Annotated in this window: 14 protein-coding genes; 3 read left to right on the top strand and 11 right to left on the bottom strand. The window is 59.5% G+C overall.

The features are described 5' to 3' along the window. Nucleotides 1–93: 93 nt before the first annotated feature. The 5 genes from ACLGE8_RS17670 to ACLGE8_RS17650 all read right to left on the bottom strand — a co-directional run bounded on the left by ACLGE8_RS17670 (nucleotide 94) and on the right by ACLGE8_RS17650 (nucleotide 6,123). On the bottom strand, nucleotides 94–873 hold the full coding sequence (locus tag ACLGE8_RS17670; RefSeq protein ID WP_411000118.1) for a heme ABC transporter ATP-binding protein: 780 nt from the start codon (nucleotides 871–873) through the stop codon (nucleotides 94–96). Further along, nucleotides 866–1,861: a FecCD family ABC transporter permease gene (locus ACLGE8_RS17665; protein WP_411000117.1), complete on the bottom strand. Its 996-nt coding sequence runs from the start codon at nucleotides 1,859–1,861 to the stop codon at nucleotides 866–868. Before ACLGE8_RS17665 ends, ACLGE8_RS17670 begins: the two co-directional genes overlap by 8 nt. Continuing rightward, nucleotides 1,861–2,676 carry a hemin ABC transporter substrate-binding protein gene (locus ACLGE8_RS17660; RefSeq protein ID WP_411000116.1) on the bottom strand — a complete coding sequence of 272 codons (816 nt, stop codon included), beginning with the start codon at nucleotides 2,674–2,676 and terminating at the stop codon, nucleotides 1,861–1,863. Before ACLGE8_RS17660 ends, ACLGE8_RS17665 begins: the two co-directional genes overlap by 1 nt. Continuing rightward, nucleotides 2,673–3,704: a hemin-degrading factor gene (locus tag ACLGE8_RS17655; RefSeq protein ID WP_411000115.1), complete on the bottom strand. Its 1,032-nt coding sequence runs from the start codon at nucleotides 3,702–3,704 to the stop codon at nucleotides 2,673–2,675. Before ACLGE8_RS17655 ends, ACLGE8_RS17660 begins: the two co-directional genes overlap by 4 nt. A gap of 61 nt (nucleotides 3,705–3,765) precedes the next feature. Then, nucleotides 3,766–6,123: a TonB-dependent receptor domain-containing protein gene (locus tag ACLGE8_RS17650; RefSeq protein WP_411000113.1), complete on the bottom strand. Its 2,358-nt coding sequence runs from the start codon at nucleotides 6,121–6,123 to the stop codon at nucleotides 3,766–3,768. Nucleotides 6,124–6,330: 207 nt separating this feature from the next. Between ACLGE8_RS17650 and ACLGE8_RS17645 the strand changes: the two genes are divergently transcribed. Next, complete coding sequence (locus ACLGE8_RS17645) at nucleotides 6,331–6,618, top strand: SelT/SelW/SelH family protein (RefSeq protein WP_185668032.1); 288 nt, start codon at nucleotides 6,331–6,333, stop codon at nucleotides 6,616–6,618. 64 nt (nucleotides 6,619–6,682) lie between these two features. Then, nucleotides 6,683–7,027 (top strand): nitrous oxide-stimulated promoter family protein, encoded by a 345-nt coding sequence (locus ACLGE8_RS17640; protein ID WP_333496681.1) that lies wholly within the window; start codon nucleotides 6,683–6,685, stop codon nucleotides 7,025–7,027. On the opposite strand, the gene ACLGE8_RS17635 is transcribed toward ACLGE8_RS17640, so the two are convergent. Then, a complete protein-coding gene (locus ACLGE8_RS17635; protein ID WP_411000111.1) occupies nucleotides 7,028–7,849 on the bottom strand; it encodes a helix-turn-helix transcriptional regulator in 822 nt (273 codons plus the stop codon). Between the two features lie 161 nt (nucleotides 7,850–8,010). On the opposite strand from ACLGE8_RS17635, the gene ACLGE8_RS17630 reads away from it, so the two are divergent. Continuing rightward, entirely contained in the window at nucleotides 8,011–8,778 is a 768-nt protein-coding gene (locus tag ACLGE8_RS17630; RefSeq protein ID WP_123650577.1) for a phytanoyl-CoA dioxygenase family protein, read from the top strand. 148 nt (nucleotides 8,779–8,926) lie between these two features. On the opposite strand, the gene ACLGE8_RS17625 is transcribed toward ACLGE8_RS17630, so the two are convergent. From ACLGE8_RS17625 to flhA, 5 genes are all read right to left on the bottom strand, one after another. Continuing rightward, complete coding sequence (locus ACLGE8_RS17625) at nucleotides 8,927–9,802, bottom strand: [formate-C-acetyltransferase]-activating enzyme (RefSeq protein ID WP_411000110.1); 876 nt, start codon at nucleotides 9,800–9,802, stop codon at nucleotides 8,927–8,929. Beyond that, nucleotides 9,768–12,065 (bottom strand): formate C-acetyltransferase, encoded by a 2,298-nt coding sequence (locus tag ACLGE8_RS17620; RefSeq protein WP_411000109.1) that lies wholly within the window; start codon nucleotides 12,063–12,065, stop codon nucleotides 9,768–9,770. The genes ACLGE8_RS17625 and ACLGE8_RS17620 overlap by 35 nt, the downstream gene beginning before the upstream one ends. Before the next feature lie 240 nt (nucleotides 12,066–12,305). Further along, nucleotides 12,306–13,241: an alpha/beta hydrolase gene (locus ACLGE8_RS17615; protein WP_411000108.1), complete on the bottom strand. Its 936-nt coding sequence runs from the start codon at nucleotides 13,239–13,241 to the stop codon at nucleotides 12,306–12,308. Between the two features lie 163 nt (nucleotides 13,242–13,404). Continuing rightward, nucleotides 13,405–13,833 carry a TOBE domain-containing protein gene (locus ACLGE8_RS17610; RefSeq protein ID WP_411000107.1) on the bottom strand — a complete coding sequence of 143 codons (429 nt, stop codon included), beginning with the start codon at nucleotides 13,831–13,833 and terminating at the stop codon, nucleotides 13,405–13,407. 56 nt (nucleotides 13,834–13,889) lie between these two features. Beyond that, a complete protein-coding gene (flhA, locus tag ACLGE8_RS17605; protein WP_411000106.1) occupies nucleotides 13,890–15,980 on the bottom strand; it encodes a formate hydrogenlyase transcriptional activator FlhA in 2,091 nt (696 codons plus the stop codon). Nucleotides 15,981–16,010 lie beyond the last annotated feature (30 nt).

The raw sequence follows: 16,010 nt of genomic DNA, 5'->3' as shown, positions 1-16,010 counted from the left end.
AATGTCAGATCGTATGCGCCTGTTAGGGCGCGGCTGGTAAGAGAGCCTTATAGGCGCATCAGAAAAACCTCCGGCTATGCCGGAGGATATTTATTAAGGTGTCAGATAAATCTGCGGCACTGCCGCTTCCGGGTGCTGGCGCATCGCAATTTCCGCGCCGTACCAACGGTGAATCACCGATTGCTGAATCACCTCCTGCGGCGTGCCCTGCGCCACCAGTCTTCCCTGATGCAGCAGCAGTATCGTGTCGGCCCACAGCGCGGCGAGGTTGAGGTCGTGCAGCACGATACAAACATGCAGCTTGCCGCGTCGGGTCAGCTTTTTCAGCAGCCGCAGCAGATGCTGTTGATAGTAAAGATCCAGCGCCGAGGTGGGCTCATCCAGGAACAGCCAGCCCTGCGGGCCATCGTCACACCACAGCTGCGCGAGGCTGCGCGCCAGCTGCACGCGCTGCTGTTCGCCGCCGGAAAGCGCCGGATAAAGGCGGCCTGCCAGATGCGTACAGCCGGTTTCGGCCATCACCCGCGCAATCAGCGCCGGGTCAACCTCTGTGCCCCACGGCGCGCGGCCCATCGCAATCACCGTTTCTACCGGCCAGTTGGCGTTAAGCTGCGTGCGCTGCAGCATCACCGCCCGGCGGTGGGAGAGGGCGGGGGCGGACCAGGCGCTAAGCGCTTTGCCTTCGATATGCTGCTCGCCGCTGTCGGCGGTTAAAAACCCGGTCAGCAGCCGCAGCAGGGTCGATTTTCCTGCGCCGTTAGGGCCAATCAGGGCCGTCACTTCGCCGGGGCGCAGCGACAGCGAAACGTCATCAATCACCCGGCGTTTACCGAGCTTCAGCGATAGCGAACGAGCAAGGTACTGGTTATCCACGCATCCCCCTCTCCTGGCGGAAAATAAGCCACAGGAACCACGGTGCGCCGAGCAGGCTGGTCAGCAGGCCAACCGGCATTTCGGCAGGCGCGGCGATGGTGCGCGCGAGGGTGTCGGCAATCAGCAGTAAAATCGCCCCCGCCAGCAGAGAACCAGGGATTAGCCCCCGGTGATCCGGCCCCAGCCACATCCGCATCAGGTGCGGCACCACCAGCCCAATAAAACCAATGACGCCGCTTATCGCCACCGAGGCCGCCACCAGCACCGCGCTGCACAGCAGCAGCAGCCGTTGCAGCACCCGCACGTTAACGCCGAGGTAGTGCGCCTCTTCATCACCCAACTGGAGCAGGTTCAGGCGCGCCGCCGTCCACCAGACCACCAGCGAGGCGGGGATAATCAGCGTGGCGGCAACCAGCAGCGTCGGCCACTCGGCCTGCCCCAGGCTGCCCATGCCCCATAGCGACATCTGGCGAAGCTGCGTGTCGTTGCTAATCCACGACAGCATGCCTACCAGCGCACCGCACAGGGCGTTAATCGCAATCCCGACCAGCAGCAGGCGGGAGAGCGAACCGTCTCCCGCTTTGCTGAGGACAAAAATCACCGCCATCACCGCCAGGCTGCCGATAAACGCCGCCAGCATCGGCGCGTAGAGCGCCACCAGCACAGGCACCGAAATCGGCAGCACCACCCAGAATGACACCGCCAGCGCCGCGCCGCTGCTGATCCCGAGCAGGCCCGGGTCCGCCAGCGGGTTGCGAAACAGCCCCTGCATCACGCAGCCGGAGAGCGCCAGCGCGCTGCCAACCAGCAGCGCCAGCAGAACGCGTGGCAAGCGGATGGTGAGCCAGATATGGCGCAGCACCTCATCGCCCGACGGCCAGATGCTCGCCAGCGGCAGGCGCATGGCGCCGAGCGTGGTGGCAAACAGCGTCAGGGCAACGAGTAGCAGCACCATCAGCCACAGCTGACGTGAGGCGGTGCCGTTCATCAGTGCAGCTGCTCCGCTTTCTGGCGCAGCTGTTGCAGCGCCTGCGGCGTGCGCGGGCCGAAGCCCAGCAGCGCCATATCGTCAATCACCAGCACCTGCTTGTTGCGCCCGGCAGGCGTTTGCGCCAGCCCCGGCAGCTTCCACAGCGCCGCTTCGCCGCCCATACCTTTCAGGCCATCAGCGGAGATCACCACCAGGTCCGGCAGGCTGGCAATGACCCCTTCCTGTGACATGGTGCGGTAGTGGTCAAAGCCCTGCATAGCGTTCTGTAAGCCAGCCAGCGTGATGGCGCCGTCTGCCGCCGTTTGCTGGCCGGCCACCAGCGCGCCGGAGCCGCCGTGGCTGAGGATAAACAGCACGCGCTTGTTCAGCGGCTGCGCCGGGATTTTCGCCATATCGTCGTGCAGCGTTTTACGCAGCGCTTCACCCTGCGTCTGTTTGCCCAACGCGTCGGCAATCACCCGAACTTTGTTGTCCATCGCCGTTGCATCATAGCCGCCCGGCACGTTCACCACCTTCACCTTGCTGCCTTCCACTTTTTGCAGCACCAGCGACGGTTGCGCCTGGCTGCTGGCAAGGACCAGCGTCGGGCGCAGCGAGAGAATGCCTTCAGTGCTGAGCTGGCGAAGGTAGCCGACGTCCGGCAGCGATTGCGCTGCCGCCGGCGAGGTACTGGTGCTATCGCGTGCCACCAGCTGAGACTGCGCGTCCAGCGCGTAGACGATTTCAGTCACGTCGCCGCCAAGGGTGATAATGCGCTCGGCGGCGCTGGAGAACAGCGGTAGCGCGGCTAACAGTATCAGCAGGCGTTTCATACGGTCTGGCCTTCTGCCGTCAGGCTATCCACCTGGCTGCGCCATTGCGTTTGCTCCGGGTGACCTTCGCTGCGCTGGCCGTACAGCTGCGCAATCTGGGTGCCGTCTTTGGCAAACAGCTCCACGCTGGTGACGTGGCCGTCCACGGTTGGTTTACGGGTTACCCACACTTCGTCGATGGTTTCTTCGCGCAGATGCAGGGTGAAGGTGCTGTTGAAGATGTTGATCCAGCCGCGCATTGGCGTCAGCTTCTCCAGCGTTCCGGTGAAGATCTGCACGCAGCCGCGGTTGCCGACGAAAATCATAAATTCGTTGCCGTCCTGTTGGATGGTTTCCAGCAGGCGAGGCAGGGCCTCGGTGTCGATACGGCAGGCCAGGTCATCGCTCACCAGGCGGAAAGCCTGCTGGCGTGAGAGGTTGTATTTGCGCAGCAGCACGAAGAACTGATGGACGTCGGTCATCGCGCGCCACTCTTTTTCCAGCGCCGCACCGTCTGCCGTCTCGGCGTAGCGGGCATTTTCTACCGGGCGCAGGGTCAGCGGCGTTGGGTTTGATTGCGTCTGTTCGGCAATCAGCGCCTGCCAGGCCGCACTGTCCGTGGCATCGGTGGTATAAACCTTCAGCACCGCGTCGCCGTGCGGATCAAAGAACTGAATACTTTCGCGACCCTGATCGTTGACGTGGAACGCGCTCGCCCACTGGCTCAGGAACAGGCGCAGATCCAGCGCGCGCGGGTTCAGCACCAGGCCTGCATGGCCGTCGAGGTGCTGGTGGGTGAAGGCGCCAACCTGCTCGTGAACTGCATATTCGTTGCGGCAGATGCATTTGGTTTCACCCACGCTTTCAAGCGCGGTGAGAATTGCGCGGGCGTTATCCTGCAGGCGAACGGCATCGTGGCCGATGCGCGCTTCGGTTAGCTCCGCTTCGCTGATACCCATCACGGCGGCGATGTCGCGGGCATATTTGGCGGTGCCGCTGGCTTTAACATCCTGATAGCGCTGCCACAGTTCGGTTGTTACGTTTTGCATAGCTCTCTTCCTTATAATTACCCCGGCCAGCGGCCGGGGGCAGGTTTCATTGATGTTGTTATCAGAAATCGACGTTAACGCCCAACTGCCAGGTGCGGCCCGGCATGACCGCCAGCGATTTATCATTGGCGTCCTGGTTGGTGGACGTTTCAATGTTGCGGCTGCTCAGGTAGTCCCAGTATTTACGGTCGGTCAGGTTATACACGCCGCCGTTGATGCGGACGTTCTTCGCCACGCGCCAGTAGGCCGTCCAGTCGAGCATGCCGTAGCCAGGAACGCGCATGTATTCGCTGGTGGAATCGGTCAGCGCACTGCCGGTGTTGGTGTAGCTTTCACGGTTGGTGGCGGTAGCGCGTTTGCCTTTCACGAAGGTGGCGGTCAGCGCGGTACCGTAAACTTTAGACGGGTCATCCCACGCCACGCCGACGATGGCTTTCATTGGCGCAACGCTATCAAGGTCAACATATTTGTCGCCGTTGTAGCTGGACTTCGACTGCCCTTCACTGTAGCCGTAGGCGAGGGTGGCGCTCAGGCCATCAACCTGCTCAAACCAGGTGCCGAAGTTGAACTTCGCGCTGATCTCACCGCCGTAGATATAGGCTTTATCGCGGTTTTCCGCCTGATAAATGGTGTAGATGTTTGACGGTACGTTAGTGAACTGGCCCGGGTTGTTTGAGCGAGTGTAACGGGTGTAAGCGATAAAGTTTTTATAGCTGTTGTAGAACAGCGCGGTACGCATGGTGATCCCTTCGGTCACCTCGCCCTTCATGCCCCACTCGAAGTTGTCGCTGGTCTCGGTTTTCAGATCGGTATTGCCGATCAGTGCGTACTGGCCGCGGCCCGCGTAGCTGGAGCCGAGGTTCCATGAGCCGTACAGCTGGCTGGTGTTCGGGAACTCCGCGCCGCGTTTGTACTGCAGATAGGTCATCATGCGCGGCGTGATGTCGTACTGGAAGGTCAGCGACGGCAGCGCCTGAGTATCTGAATTTTTGCCATACAGATTAGAAACCGACGACTCCGTCAGCACCGTGCTGTTAGTGGTCAGGCTGCTAAGGTTCTCAGGCTTGGTGGACTGATGCACCACGCGGACGCCCGGGATCACCGCAGCGTTATGGCCGTCGAGATCGAAGTTGATCTGATCCTGCAGGAAGCCGGCGATCGTGTATTCACGGCTGTCTGCTTCCGGCTGCATGATCTCGCTGAAGACGCTCGGGATCGGCGACTGGCTGAACGGACGCTGGGTTTTAGTGGTGCTGGCGTTAAAGCCGGCGCTCAGGTCGTGGCGGCCAAGGGTTTTTGCCAGCGCCGTCTGCATACCCCAGGTATCGGTGTCGTAATTCGAGTAGACCGTTTCCATGGTATTGGTGAAGCTGTCCGGCATGTAGGTCTGGTCGTGCGCTTCGGTGTGCTGGTAGTACACCTTGGTGGACATGCTGTCGATGAAGTCGTTCATCGGCGTCCAGTCATCTTTCAGGCTCAGCCCCCAGCGACGGGTCTGGCTGGTCTGCTGCGCGTTGCCAATGGTCTTGCTGCCGCTGTCGTTCCAGACGTCGTAATGGGTATGGTTGGTTTTATGGTAGTAATCGAGGGTGCTGGTCAGTTTATGCTGATCGTTTGGTTGCCAGATCCCCGAGGTCATAAACGCATCGGAGTGCCAGTTTGCCGGGAAGGCGTCGACGCTTGAGCTATTGGTGGTGGTCTCCTGACCATCGCGACGGCTGTAGACGAAAATCCCGCGCAGGGTTTCATCACCGCCCGCTGCCGTCAGGCCGTTGTGCCAGCTGCGGTCAGCGGAGTCGTAACCGCTGCGGTAGCTAAAGGCGCTGGTTTTGCCCGGGTGCAGATAGTCGTCCGCCGATTTTGGCTGGAAGGAGACGTTACCGCCGATGGAAGAGTTGGCGGTTTCGGTGTCGGTCGCGCCGGACTGAATATCGACACTGCCGTACATGTACGGGTCAATATAGTCACGGCCAATACCGAAGGTGTTTTGCCCCGCGCGGCTCACGTAGCTACGGCCGGTGGCGTTTGGCTGGGCGATACCGTCCACGTCGATACCGACGCGGTTGCTCTCGAGCCCGCGAATGTTGTAGCCGGTGTAGCCGCCGCGGTCGAAGCCGCTTTTGCCGTTGCCAGAGCCGCCGCTGGAGCCGGTCGCGCCAATCAGGGGTTCATAACGCATGATGGAGCCAAAGTCGTTGGCCCCTTTGTCCTGCAGTTCCTGCGCGCTAATGGCGTGTTGATTGCCTGACTTTAGTACCGGAGCGGGCGCCGTGACGGTCATCTGCTCTGCTGTATCGACGGCAGCGGTTTTGTCCTGTGTGTCAGCCGCAACGGCGGAGGTCTGATACATCGCCGCGAGCAAAGAGGTTACCAGCAGGCTTTTTTTGCGCCACGCCTCTGATTGAATGGATTTGTACATAGTTGCCATGCCTTTCTTCGTTATTAGTATTGGCTCACTCGCTACTTCCAGAAGTCGGCTTTTCCTTAAGCGCTTCGAACGACTCCGTTTTAATGTGATGCGAATAGTAATGATAGGGATTATCATTTGCAATAAAGTTTGCAAATAAATATCACCGCATGCAACAATTTGTTTACACTTACGCTTTAAACCTATCGCGAGAACACCATGACGCAGAAAGCCGCCATTACGGTCACCTACTGTTCCCAGTGCAACTGGATGCTGCGCGCCAGCTGGATGGCGCAGGAGCTGTTGCACACCTTCAGTACCGATATCGCCTCGGTGACGCTGGTGCCCGGCACCGGTGGGATTTTTACTATTACCGTCGGTGAGGAGCTTATCTGGGATCGCAAACGTGACGAGGGTTTCCCGGATGCCGCCGAGCTGAAACGCCGGGTGCGTGATGTCTGCTTCCCGGAAAAACCGCTGGGCCACGTAGACAAACACGAGGCATAAAGCGGCTGCGAAAGCGCCATTAAACGTGTATTATTAATGCATCTTTATTGGTGAGGAACAGGCTATGGCAGGCAAACGCATCGACCGGGAAAAACGGACCATCCGCAGCATGATTGCGCTTTATCAGCAACGCTGCCCGCAGGCACAGGACGATGCAGAACACTACCAGGCGCTGAATGCCTATGCCGATAAACGACTGGATAAATGCGTGTTTGGCGAGGAAAAACCGGCCTGCAAGCAGTGCCCGGTTCACTGCTATCAGCCCGCCAAACGCGAAGAGATGAAGCAGATAATGCGCTGGGCAGGCCCGCGTATGCTGTGGCGTCATCCGATTTTGACCATCCGCCATCTGATTGACGACCGTCGCCCGGTGCCGGAGCTGCCGGAAAAATATCGCCCGAAAAAATAGCTACATCGTGCGGCAGTGACGGCGATATTCCGACGGCGAACGCGCCGTGTGCTTACGGAAAATCCGGCAAAAATAGTTGCTGTCCTCAAAGCCGCAGTGGTGGGCTATCTCTTTGATTTTCATCTCGTACCCGCGCAGTAATTTCTTTGCCAGCTCAAGCCGCACGGCGGTCAGATACTCATTGAATCCCACCGAACCGGACTTCTGAAACAGGTGTGACAGGTAGTTCGGCGTGATGTGGAACTTCTTCGCCACCGTCTCCCGGCTGAGCGCCTCGGCGGCATGCTCGTCGATATATTCCTGAACGGCGAGAAACAGCTCTTTGCTCTTACTCACGGTATCCGCCAGATGGGTGAGCTGATCGATACAGTGGCTCAGCAGCCCGCTCAGCACTATCTGCGCCGTGGGCATCACCGGGCGAATAGCCAGTTCGTTCATCGCCAGCAGCAGATACGATCCCACTCGCGGCCCCAGCCGCGCCACGTGCTGCTTACGGATCTCCACGAATTTTTTGCCGTCAAAGCGCTGCAGGCTGAAGCCCAGCTTCTGCTTGCTGAACAGAATGCTTAACGTGGTGGCCGGGCCTTGCCACTGCGGGGCGTTCCAGCGGTCACCGGGCAGATAGAGCGCCTGTAGCGGGCCCAGCGGCGCGCTCAGGCAGCCGTCGGCAAGCTCGCCTTCCAGCACGATCTCCAGACGGGGAAACGACACGCTCATCGCCAGCTCCGGCGCGGGCTGCGAGGTTTGCGGAAACCGCACGACAAGGTCACTTTGCCGGGCAAGCAGTTGCTCCAGCACGGGGACGAGGGATTGCTCTGACATGCTCATGTCCTGGTTATTATTCTGGATTTTGAATCTCATCACACTTTATTTTGCTGTACACAAAAATCCAGTGTTGTGTAGCTATCTCATACAGAATGGCGGCCGCTCGTGCAGTAACTTTTCATACATGTTGTGAAATGGTTAACAAAAGAGAGGGCGGTATGGACAAGCAAGCGGCATTCTGGCTGGAGGCGCTGGGCGCGAGTGGCGAACTGTCAGCGACAATGAAACATGAACTGGATACTCAGGGTTACACCATAGTCCACGGCGTGGCGGATGCCGACTGGCTGGCGGCGATGCGCGAACGGATTGACTATCTGGTGGAGAAAGAAGGGGAGAACCTGGCGGTAGAGCACCACCAGGAAGAGACGGCGACGCGCGTGGCGAACCTCGTCAATAAGGGCGTGGTGTGGGAGAAGGTGTGGTCGCATCCGCTGATTTTGTCGGCGTGCCGCTATATCTTTGAGGGCGAGTTTAAAATCTCCAGCCTCAACGCCCGCGAGGCGCTGTACAACGGTGGTCATCAGCCGCTGCATGCCGACTGGAAAAAGCCGCGTCCGGATTTCCCGAAGGTTCACCTGGTCAACACCATCTGGGCGATTGACGATCTCTATGCCGCCAACGGCGCACCGCGCATTATTCCGGCGACCCATCTGCGCCCGGAGTTGCCGGAAGATGTGCTGGAGGATGTGGGGCTGCCGCATCCGGATGAGGTGATTTTTGAGGCGCCGGCAGGCAGCGTGATGATCTACAACGCCCACGCCTGGCACGGCGGCACTACCAACCGCGAAGGCTCTCGCCGCCGCGTGCTGCACGGGCTGTATATCGACCGGGCGGATACGGCGCAGCAGGATCAGCGCCGCTGGTTAACCCCGGAAACGGCGAGCCGGTTGACCCCGGCGCAGAAGTGGCTGTTGGATGTGGAATAAAAGTTTAACGTATCAGCACGGACGGCCCCCTCTCCCTTTCTAAGGGAGAGGGTTGGGGTGAGGGTTTATCACTGCGCTGGCCTGTTTCCCCTCACCCTAACCCTCTCCCCAAAGGGGCGAGGGGACTGTTCGATGCGGTCTGGAATCGTTAACCTCCCACCACCACCCGATACCCCGCCTGCTCCACCATCGCCTGAATCGGCGCAATCTCTTCGGCTTCCGGTGCTTTTATCCCCGCCATCGCCCACTCGCGCTCCAGCCGGGAATACTTCGGCTCACCGTACTGATGGAACGGCAGCAGATGCACTTCCTCAACCGGCAGCGGCGCCAGAAACGCCAGAATCTGCGCGACGTTTTCGGTGCTGAGGGTGTAACCGGGGATCAGCGGCAGCCGCGGAATCACCTTAATCCCTTCGGCGACCAGCAGGCGAAAGTTCTCCAGCACCCGCGGCTGGTTCATGCTGAGCACCTGACGCGCCTGCGCGCAGTCCATGATTTTGAGATCGAACAGCACCTCATCGCACGCCCGCGCCAGCGGCAGCAGGCGGCGAGGGGAGGAATCACCTGCGGTTTCAATGGCGGTGCGAATACCCCACTGTTTGAGGCGCTGCAAAAAGCGGGTGGCAAACTCGGCCTGCATCAGCACCTCGCCGCCGGAGAGCGTCACGCCTCCGCCCGACGCGCGGAAAAACACCTCATCTTTGAGCACTTCCCGTTCGAGAGATTCCAGCGTCACGTCGCGGCCAATATGTTCCCACGCCCCGGACGGGCACTCCTCGGCATCCTGCAAACAGGTGGCGCAGTGCAGGCACTTGCTCTCCCGGCGCACGGTCTCGATTTTCGGCGACATCGACTCCGGGTTGGCGCACCACGGGCAGGTATGCGGGCAGCCTTTAAAGAACACCACCGTGCGGATGCCCTGGCCGTCGTTAAGCGAATAGCGCTGGATATTGAAAATGCGCGCCGTGTCGGCGCGCGCCTCAATCACCTCACAGCTGATGCGCGGTGCGGCGGATAATGTCATCCTGAATCTCCTTCGACAGCTCGACAAAGAAGGCGCTGTAGCCCGCCACGCGCACCACCAGCCCGGCGAAATCCTGCGGGCGCTGCTGGGCTTCGCGCAGGGTTTCGGCGTTCACCACGTTGAACTGAATATGCTGGAGCTTGAGCTTGGTAAAGGCGTGCAGGAAATCTGCCAGCTTGTTGAGGCCGCTTTCCCCCTCCAGCGTCGCCGGGGTGAACTTGACGTTCAGCAACGTGCCGTTGGAGAGCAGGAAGTTATCCAGCTTGCTCACCGATTTCAGCACCGCCGTAGGCCCCTGACCATCCTGGCCAACCATCGGCGACAGCCCGCCATCCGCCAGCTGTTCCCCGGCGAAACGCCCGTCCGGCGTTGCGCCAACCACCGACCCCAGCGGCACGTGGGCGGAAACAGTATAGGAGCCTGGCGTAAACTGGCCGCCGCGCGGGTTACGGTATTTTTCCACCTCTTTGCAGTAAAAACGCAGCAGATCGGCGCTGATGTTATCAACATCGTCGATGTCGTTACCGTATTTCTCAAAGCGGTTCATCAGCCGTGCGCGAACCTTTTCGCCCTCCGGCGTGGCGAAGTTAGCTTTCAGCACCGCCAGCAGTTCATCAAAGCTCATGCGCTGCTGGTCGAACACCATCCCTTTTAGCGCATGCAGCGAATCGCTCAGGTTGGCAATACCGATGCCCTGCACGCCGGAGAAGTTGTAGCGCGCGCCGCCGTCGGTAATGTCTTTGCCGTTGGCAATGCAGTCTTCAACGAACGAGGAGAGCAGCGGCACCGGCGCCCAGTCGCGGTGGCCGATATCGCAGATATTGCTGCCTTCGACCATCAGCTTAATGTAGTGACGAATCTTGTCGCGAATGCTCGCCAGCAGGCTGTCGTAGGTGAGTTGCTCATCGCCTTCGTGCTCGTGCATGACGATTTCCATCACCTTCAGCAGGTTGAACATGGCGATGTCATGCAAGCCGTAAGTACGCCCGGGAATCGACAGCTCGACGCAGCCGACCACTGCATAATCCCGCGCATCTTCCAGCGACACGCCGCGGTTAAGGAACGCCGGGACCACCACCTCATCGTTGAAAATCTGCGGAATGCCGGTGCCGAGGCGCACGGTTTCGGCGGTTTTGCGCAGGAACGGGCGGTCAATCAGCTCGTTGACCCGCACGCCAAGGTTCGGCTGCGGCAGGCGTACGTTCTGGTAGGCGTCCAGACAGGTAAAGGAGAGGATGTTCACCGCGCTGCGGCCGTTCTCGGTCAGGCCGCCGAGCAGGGCGGTGTAGCCGGTTGGGAAGCCTGCGAAGTAGCGGGCGCTGCTGGTGGAACGCAGCAGCACGATATCGTTGCACTTCACCCACAGCGACTCCAGCAATTCCTGCATAAACGTAGGGTCTTCGCCGTGGTTCAGCGATGCTTGCCAGAACGGCAGCATGTACTGGTCAAAGCGGCCAAGCGAGATGGAGCTGGCGTTGGACTCATACTGCAAAATGATGTTCATGTACCAGAACAGCTGGCTGGCCTGCCAGAAGTTTTCCGGCTTTTGCCCGGCGTTATGGCGCGAGATGCGGGCGATGGTCTCCAGCTCCTGACGACGCTGCGGGTCATTGCAGCCGCTTGCCATCTCATCGGCCAGCGCGGCGTAGCGCAGGATGTGGCGCTGGGAGGCCTCCAGCAGAATCAGCACCGCCTGGTAAAAGGGGTTATCCGGCTGTTCGCGTAGGTGGGCGTGCATCTCATTGACCAGCGCGTTCAGGCCGTTATTCAGCAGGCGCGGGTAGTCAATGATGATATGGCCCTGGCCTTTGTCGGTCTGGTTGACGCTGAAGATCTGCGTGCTGACGGCGGCTTTCACTTCATCGGTCATCTGGGCGTTGATGAAGTCCTTCATCGAGCGCTTTTCCCAGTACGGGAACAGTTCGTCGCGGTACAGACGCTTGTCGTCGTCGCTGATATTGAAGCGGTCCTGCGGGCGAGTCGGGAACTGGTCCAGCTCTTTTAACAGCCAGTACGGGTCCATCTCCGGCGACATAATCCCGGCGCGTGGTTTGATGGTGCGGTTGCCGGCAATCAGTTCATCGTCGCGAATGCTGATGGCGACGTTATCGAGAATATGGGCGGTAGCTTTGGCGCGGCGAATCATCACCGGCTCGCCGTCGGTCTGACGATGGCTTTCGGTGTAGAGCACCGCGCGTTCAAGGGAGATTTCGCGCGGGTTGGCAAAGAGGGCGTCTTTCAGGCGCTGAATACGATTAGTCATTTTGCGGGCTCCTCGGGAGATTAACCTGACGTTTGTTATGGGATCTACGTTAGGCAAATGCGGGGCGGGGAGACAGAAGAGAATGAGGTGATTTACTGGATTATTGTGATCAAAAGGGAAAAATGAGATCTCAATTTTGTCCGGGTAATAAGCCTGATTGCCGGATGGCGGCTTTGCCTTATCCGGCCTACAGGTCCGTGCAGGCTGTAGGCCTGATAAGCGCAGCGCCATCAGGCGCGACTAACGCAGCGAAGCTATCCAGTTCATCGCCAGCTCCGGCCATGCGGCGGCGGGCAGACCTTTTGCCCCGCGAATACCAAATCCGTGTTTCCCTTCGGCAAACAGATGCAGTTCAGTCGGCACGTTGTGCGCGCGCAGGGCGTTGAACATCACTAGCGAGTTATCGACCGGTACCGACGGGTCATCCACCGCGTGCATCAGGAAGGTTGGCGGCGTTTGTGCGGTGACATTCAGTTCAGGAGAGTAGTGCTTAATCTGCTCGGCGGATGGCGTGTCGCCAATCAGCGCCGTGCGTGAGCCGGGGTGAGCAATGGCTTTATCCATCGAAATTACCGGGTAGCCGAGCACCACGAAATCAGGGCGCGCGCTCTGTTTATCGACGGCATCGAGTGGGGAATAAACCGTTTCGTCATAGCGCGTCTCCAGGCTTGCGGCCACGTGCCCACCTGCCGAGAAGCCCATCACGCCGACTTTTTGCGGATCAATATGCCAGGTTGCGGCGTTGGCGCGTAAGGTGCGCAGCGCTCGCTGGGCGTCAGCCAATGGCGCATTGGCCCCTTCGGCATGGCCATCGGCGGGCATGCGGTAGGTCATCACAAACAACGTGTAGCCTTTGGCGTTAAACGGCGCGGCTAAATCGCTGCCTTCTTTATCCAGCACCACCCGCTGGTAAGAGCCGCCGGGGGTGACCAGCAGCGCCACGCCGTTGGGGTGCTCTGGGGCATAGACGGTGATTTCCGGGGCGCGGATGCCGGTGACGGCACGGTCCGGAAGATTTGGATCTTTGCTGCGTTCAACCAGCGCGTAGCTCACCGGGCTGTTTTTAGCACCGGGCGCTTCGCCACCGGGCCAGATGGAAAAAACGGGTAGGGCGGCAACAGCCGTCTGTACGGAAAATGCCAGAGCCAGAGCGGCGGACAGCGGTAAGCGAATCATAGACGTCTCCACGGGGAAAACGCTTATTTATCATCCATTAAATCGTGATAACGGGAATGTATTCACAAAACGGTGTTTCATAAATAGAGAAACGAGAAGGTGTGAGGTGGGTATGATTACGGCGTCGCGTAGCCCGGCCGAGCGCAGCGACGCCGGGGAAAACTTACGCGCGGGTGGCGATAAGGATCGCGGAAGCCTTGATCAGCGCAATCGCGCGGCTGCCCTTCGCCAGCTTCATCTCGCTCTGGCTTTCGTTGGTGACCACGGCAACAATCTCAAAGCCAGCATCGGTTTTGATATGTACGGTGGCGTTCACTGCGCCTTCGGTAACCTGAGTCACTTCACCGGCAAACTGGTTGCGGGCGGAGAATTTCAGACCGCAGTCTTCAGTTGCCAGCGTGACCCACGGGGCTTTAATCAGGGCAATGGCTTCCTTCCCATTGATCAGGCCCAGCGCTTCTTTACTGCTGTGAGTGACGATAGCTACCAGCTTTGCGCCGCCCGGTAGGGTCAGTTCGATTTCGTCGTTGACCGCGCCGGTTGAGACTGCGCTGATGGTGCCTGTTAATTGGTTACGTGCTGAAACTGCCATACGATACTGCCTCCATTCACTCGTTACCGAATCAGAGGTCAGTATAGCCACAGTTTTTACGTTAACGTATCTTTATCAATACCCAGGCGTTTCATTCTTGAGAGCAATGTCGTGCGCTTCAGCCCCAGACGCTGCGCCGCGCCTTTCGCCCCGGCCACTACGCCGTTGGTCTCTTTCAACACCCGAACAATCAGCTGATATTCGTCCTCTCCCTCTTTCGGCGCTTCCGCCATCGGTAGTGGCATCGGCTCCGGTGGCTCTTCGTGGGCAAAGGTCAGCTCCGGCAGAGAAAGCTGCAGCACGCTGCCACGGGTCAACAGCACCGCACGCTCAATCACGTTTTCCAGCTCGCGCACGTTACCCGGCCACTCCATCTGGCTTAAGGTGCGCAGCGTTTCCGCCGGAATGCTGTCGATGTTGCGCCCCAGACGTCGAGCGATTTTAAAGGTGAAGGCTTTCACCAGCAGCGGAATATCTTCCGGGCGCTCGCGCAGCGGCGGCAGGTGGATCGGGAAGACGTTCAGGCGGTAGTAAAGATCGCTACGGAATTCGCGATCCAGCACCATCTGTTTGAGATCGCGGTTGGTGGCGGCGATCAGGCGCACGTCGGTCTGGATCAGCTTATTGCTGCCGAGGCGTTCGAACTCCTGCTCCTGCAACACGCGCAGCAGTTTCGGCTGCAGCTCCAGCGGCATATCGCCCACTTCATCGAGGAACATAGAGCTTTTATCCGCCAGCTCAAAGCGGCCAATGCGCTGGGCGCTGGCACCGGTAAATGCGCCGCGCTCGTGGCCGAAGAGGTCGCTTTCCAGCAGGCCAGCCGGCATTGCCGCACAGTTCATCTTCACCATTCGGCGGCCGCTGCGACCGCTAAGGTTGTGAATAGCCCGGGCAATGAGCTCCTTACCGGTACCGGTTTCGCCGAGGATCAGCACGGTGCTGTCGCTTGGCGCTACCATCTCAACCTGCTTAAGCACGTTGTACATTGCTTCGCTGCGGCCGATTATCTCGCCAAACTCACCGTCAACGTTGTTGAGCTGTTCGGTCAGCGCGAGATTCTCGTCTACCAGACGCTCTTTCAGACGATGAATTTCCTGGTAGGCGAGGGCGTTATCGACGGCGATCGCCACGCGCTCGGCAATCTGCTTGAGCAGCTTGAGGTTGGCGGCGCAGAAGACTTTTTCATCACACTGGGCAAGCTTCAGCACGCCGAACATTTTGTCGCCGGACATCAGCGGCAGCAGGCACAGGGTCTGAATTTGATCGTCCCACATCTCAAACAGCTGGCGTTCGTATGGGGCAAGTTTATCCTGCTCGTGCAGGTTGAGCATCAGCATCTCTTTGCTTTTGAACACGCGTTCGCTCAGTGTGCCCGCCTCGTTCACTTCACTCTGATCGTGGACCGGATCGTTGACGTCGATGTAGTGCGTCGAGTAGATGTTCAGCTTGCCTTTGCGGTTACCGCGCAGTACTACGCTGATGGCATCGATATTGAAGTAGTAGTGGATCTCTTTCGCTACCGCGCCGACCAGATCGTCCATGTCGAGGCGTGACAGCACGGCGTTAGTAATCGCCACCAGAATGCGGAAGTTATCGCGCTCGCGGCACAGCAGATCGTAGTCGACGTTGTTAGTCACCCGGCTTTGGATCTGCTCGGTGACGACGGCGACAATCTGGGTAAAGGTGTGCAGGCGCTGGTACTCTTTTTCCGTCCACGGCTGGTCGTTCTGGCGGATAAACTCGCATCCGCCGAAGATGCGTCCTTCCGCCGCCAGCGGCAGCAGACAGTAGTGACCGAACGGCGAGTAAAGCTCGCTGTGGGCCAACTGGGGCCAGGCTTCGTGAAACTCGCTGTAGCTACAGTGCAGAGCGTCGGGGCGAGACAGCAGCCGTCTGACCGGGCCGTTCGCCAGCGCGCTGTCGTCTTCATAGGCGAGCGGTTGGCCCGCTTCGTGCGTGGCGTGGTAGCTCGCGCGGTGGTTTCCCGGCTGCAGCAGGATGATCGCCGCGCTGTCCGCTAGCGCAGATTGTTTTGCCAGCTGCGCCAGCGTTTCGCTGAGTGCGGCCAGATCGGGTTGTTGGAGAAGAGTCCGGGTGATATCAAACAGCCCTTGCTGGCCGAGATCGCCCATCGGTGTATACGACATGTAGCTTGCCCATAAATGCACCGCGCTCGG

The organism is Kluyvera sp. 142486 (assembly GCF_046569695.1).
GTDB lineage: Bacteria > Pseudomonadota > Gammaproteobacteria > Enterobacterales > Enterobacteriaceae > Kluyvera.
The sequence above is the reverse complement of the archived record's forward strand: the minus strand, read 5'-3'. Positions and strand labels throughout refer to the sequence as shown.

Bases quoted from the DNA above. Each gene is read 5' to 3' on its own strand.
- ACLGE8_RS17665 (WP_411000117.1), bottom strand. From the start codon at position 1,861: ATGAACGGCACCGCCTCACGTCAGCTGTGGCTGATGGTGCTGCTACTC.
- ACLGE8_RS17660 (WP_411000116.1), bottom strand. From the start codon at position 2,676: ATGAAACGCCTGCTGATACTGTTAGCCGCGCTACCGCTGTTCTCCAGC.
- ACLGE8_RS17655 (WP_411000115.1), bottom strand. From the start codon at position 3,704: ATGCAAAACGTAACAACCGAACTGTGGCAGCGCTATCAGGATGTTAAA.
- ACLGE8_RS17650 (WP_411000113.1), bottom strand. From the start codon at position 6,123: ATGTACAAATCCATTCAATCAGAGGCGTGGCGCAAAAAAAGCCTGCTG.
- ACLGE8_RS17645 (WP_185668032.1), top strand. From the start codon at position 6,331: ATGACGCAGAAAGCCGCCATTACGGTCACCTACTGTTCCCAGTGCAAC.
- ACLGE8_RS17640 (WP_333496681.1), top strand. From the start codon at position 6,683: ATGGCAGGCAAACGCATCGACCGGGAAAAACGGACCATCCGCAGCATG.
- ACLGE8_RS17635 (WP_411000111.1), bottom strand. From the start codon at position 7,849: ATGTCAGAGCAATCCCTCGTCCCCGTGCTGGAGCAACTGCTTGCCCGG.
- ACLGE8_RS17630 (WP_123650577.1), top strand. From the start codon at position 8,011: ATGGACAAGCAAGCGGCATTCTGGCTGGAGGCGCTGGGCGCGAGTGGC.
- ACLGE8_RS17625 (WP_411000110.1), bottom strand. From the start codon at position 9,802: ATGACATTATCCGCCGCACCGCGCATCAGCTGTGAGGTGATTGAGGCG.
- ACLGE8_RS17620 (WP_411000109.1), bottom strand. From the start codon at position 12,065: ATGACTAATCGTATTCAGCGCCTGAAAGACGCCCTCTTTGCCAACCCG.
- ACLGE8_RS17615 (WP_411000108.1), bottom strand. From the start codon at position 13,241: ATGATTCGCTTACCGCTGTCCGCCGCTCTGGCTCTGGCATTTTCCGTA.
- ACLGE8_RS17610 (WP_411000107.1), bottom strand. From the start codon at position 13,833: ATGGCAGTTTCAGCACGTAACCAATTAACAGGCACCATCAGCGCAGTC.
- flhA (WP_411000106.1), bottom strand. From the start codon at position 15,980: ATGTCGTATACACCGATGGGCGATCTCGGCCAGCAAGGGCTGTTTGAT.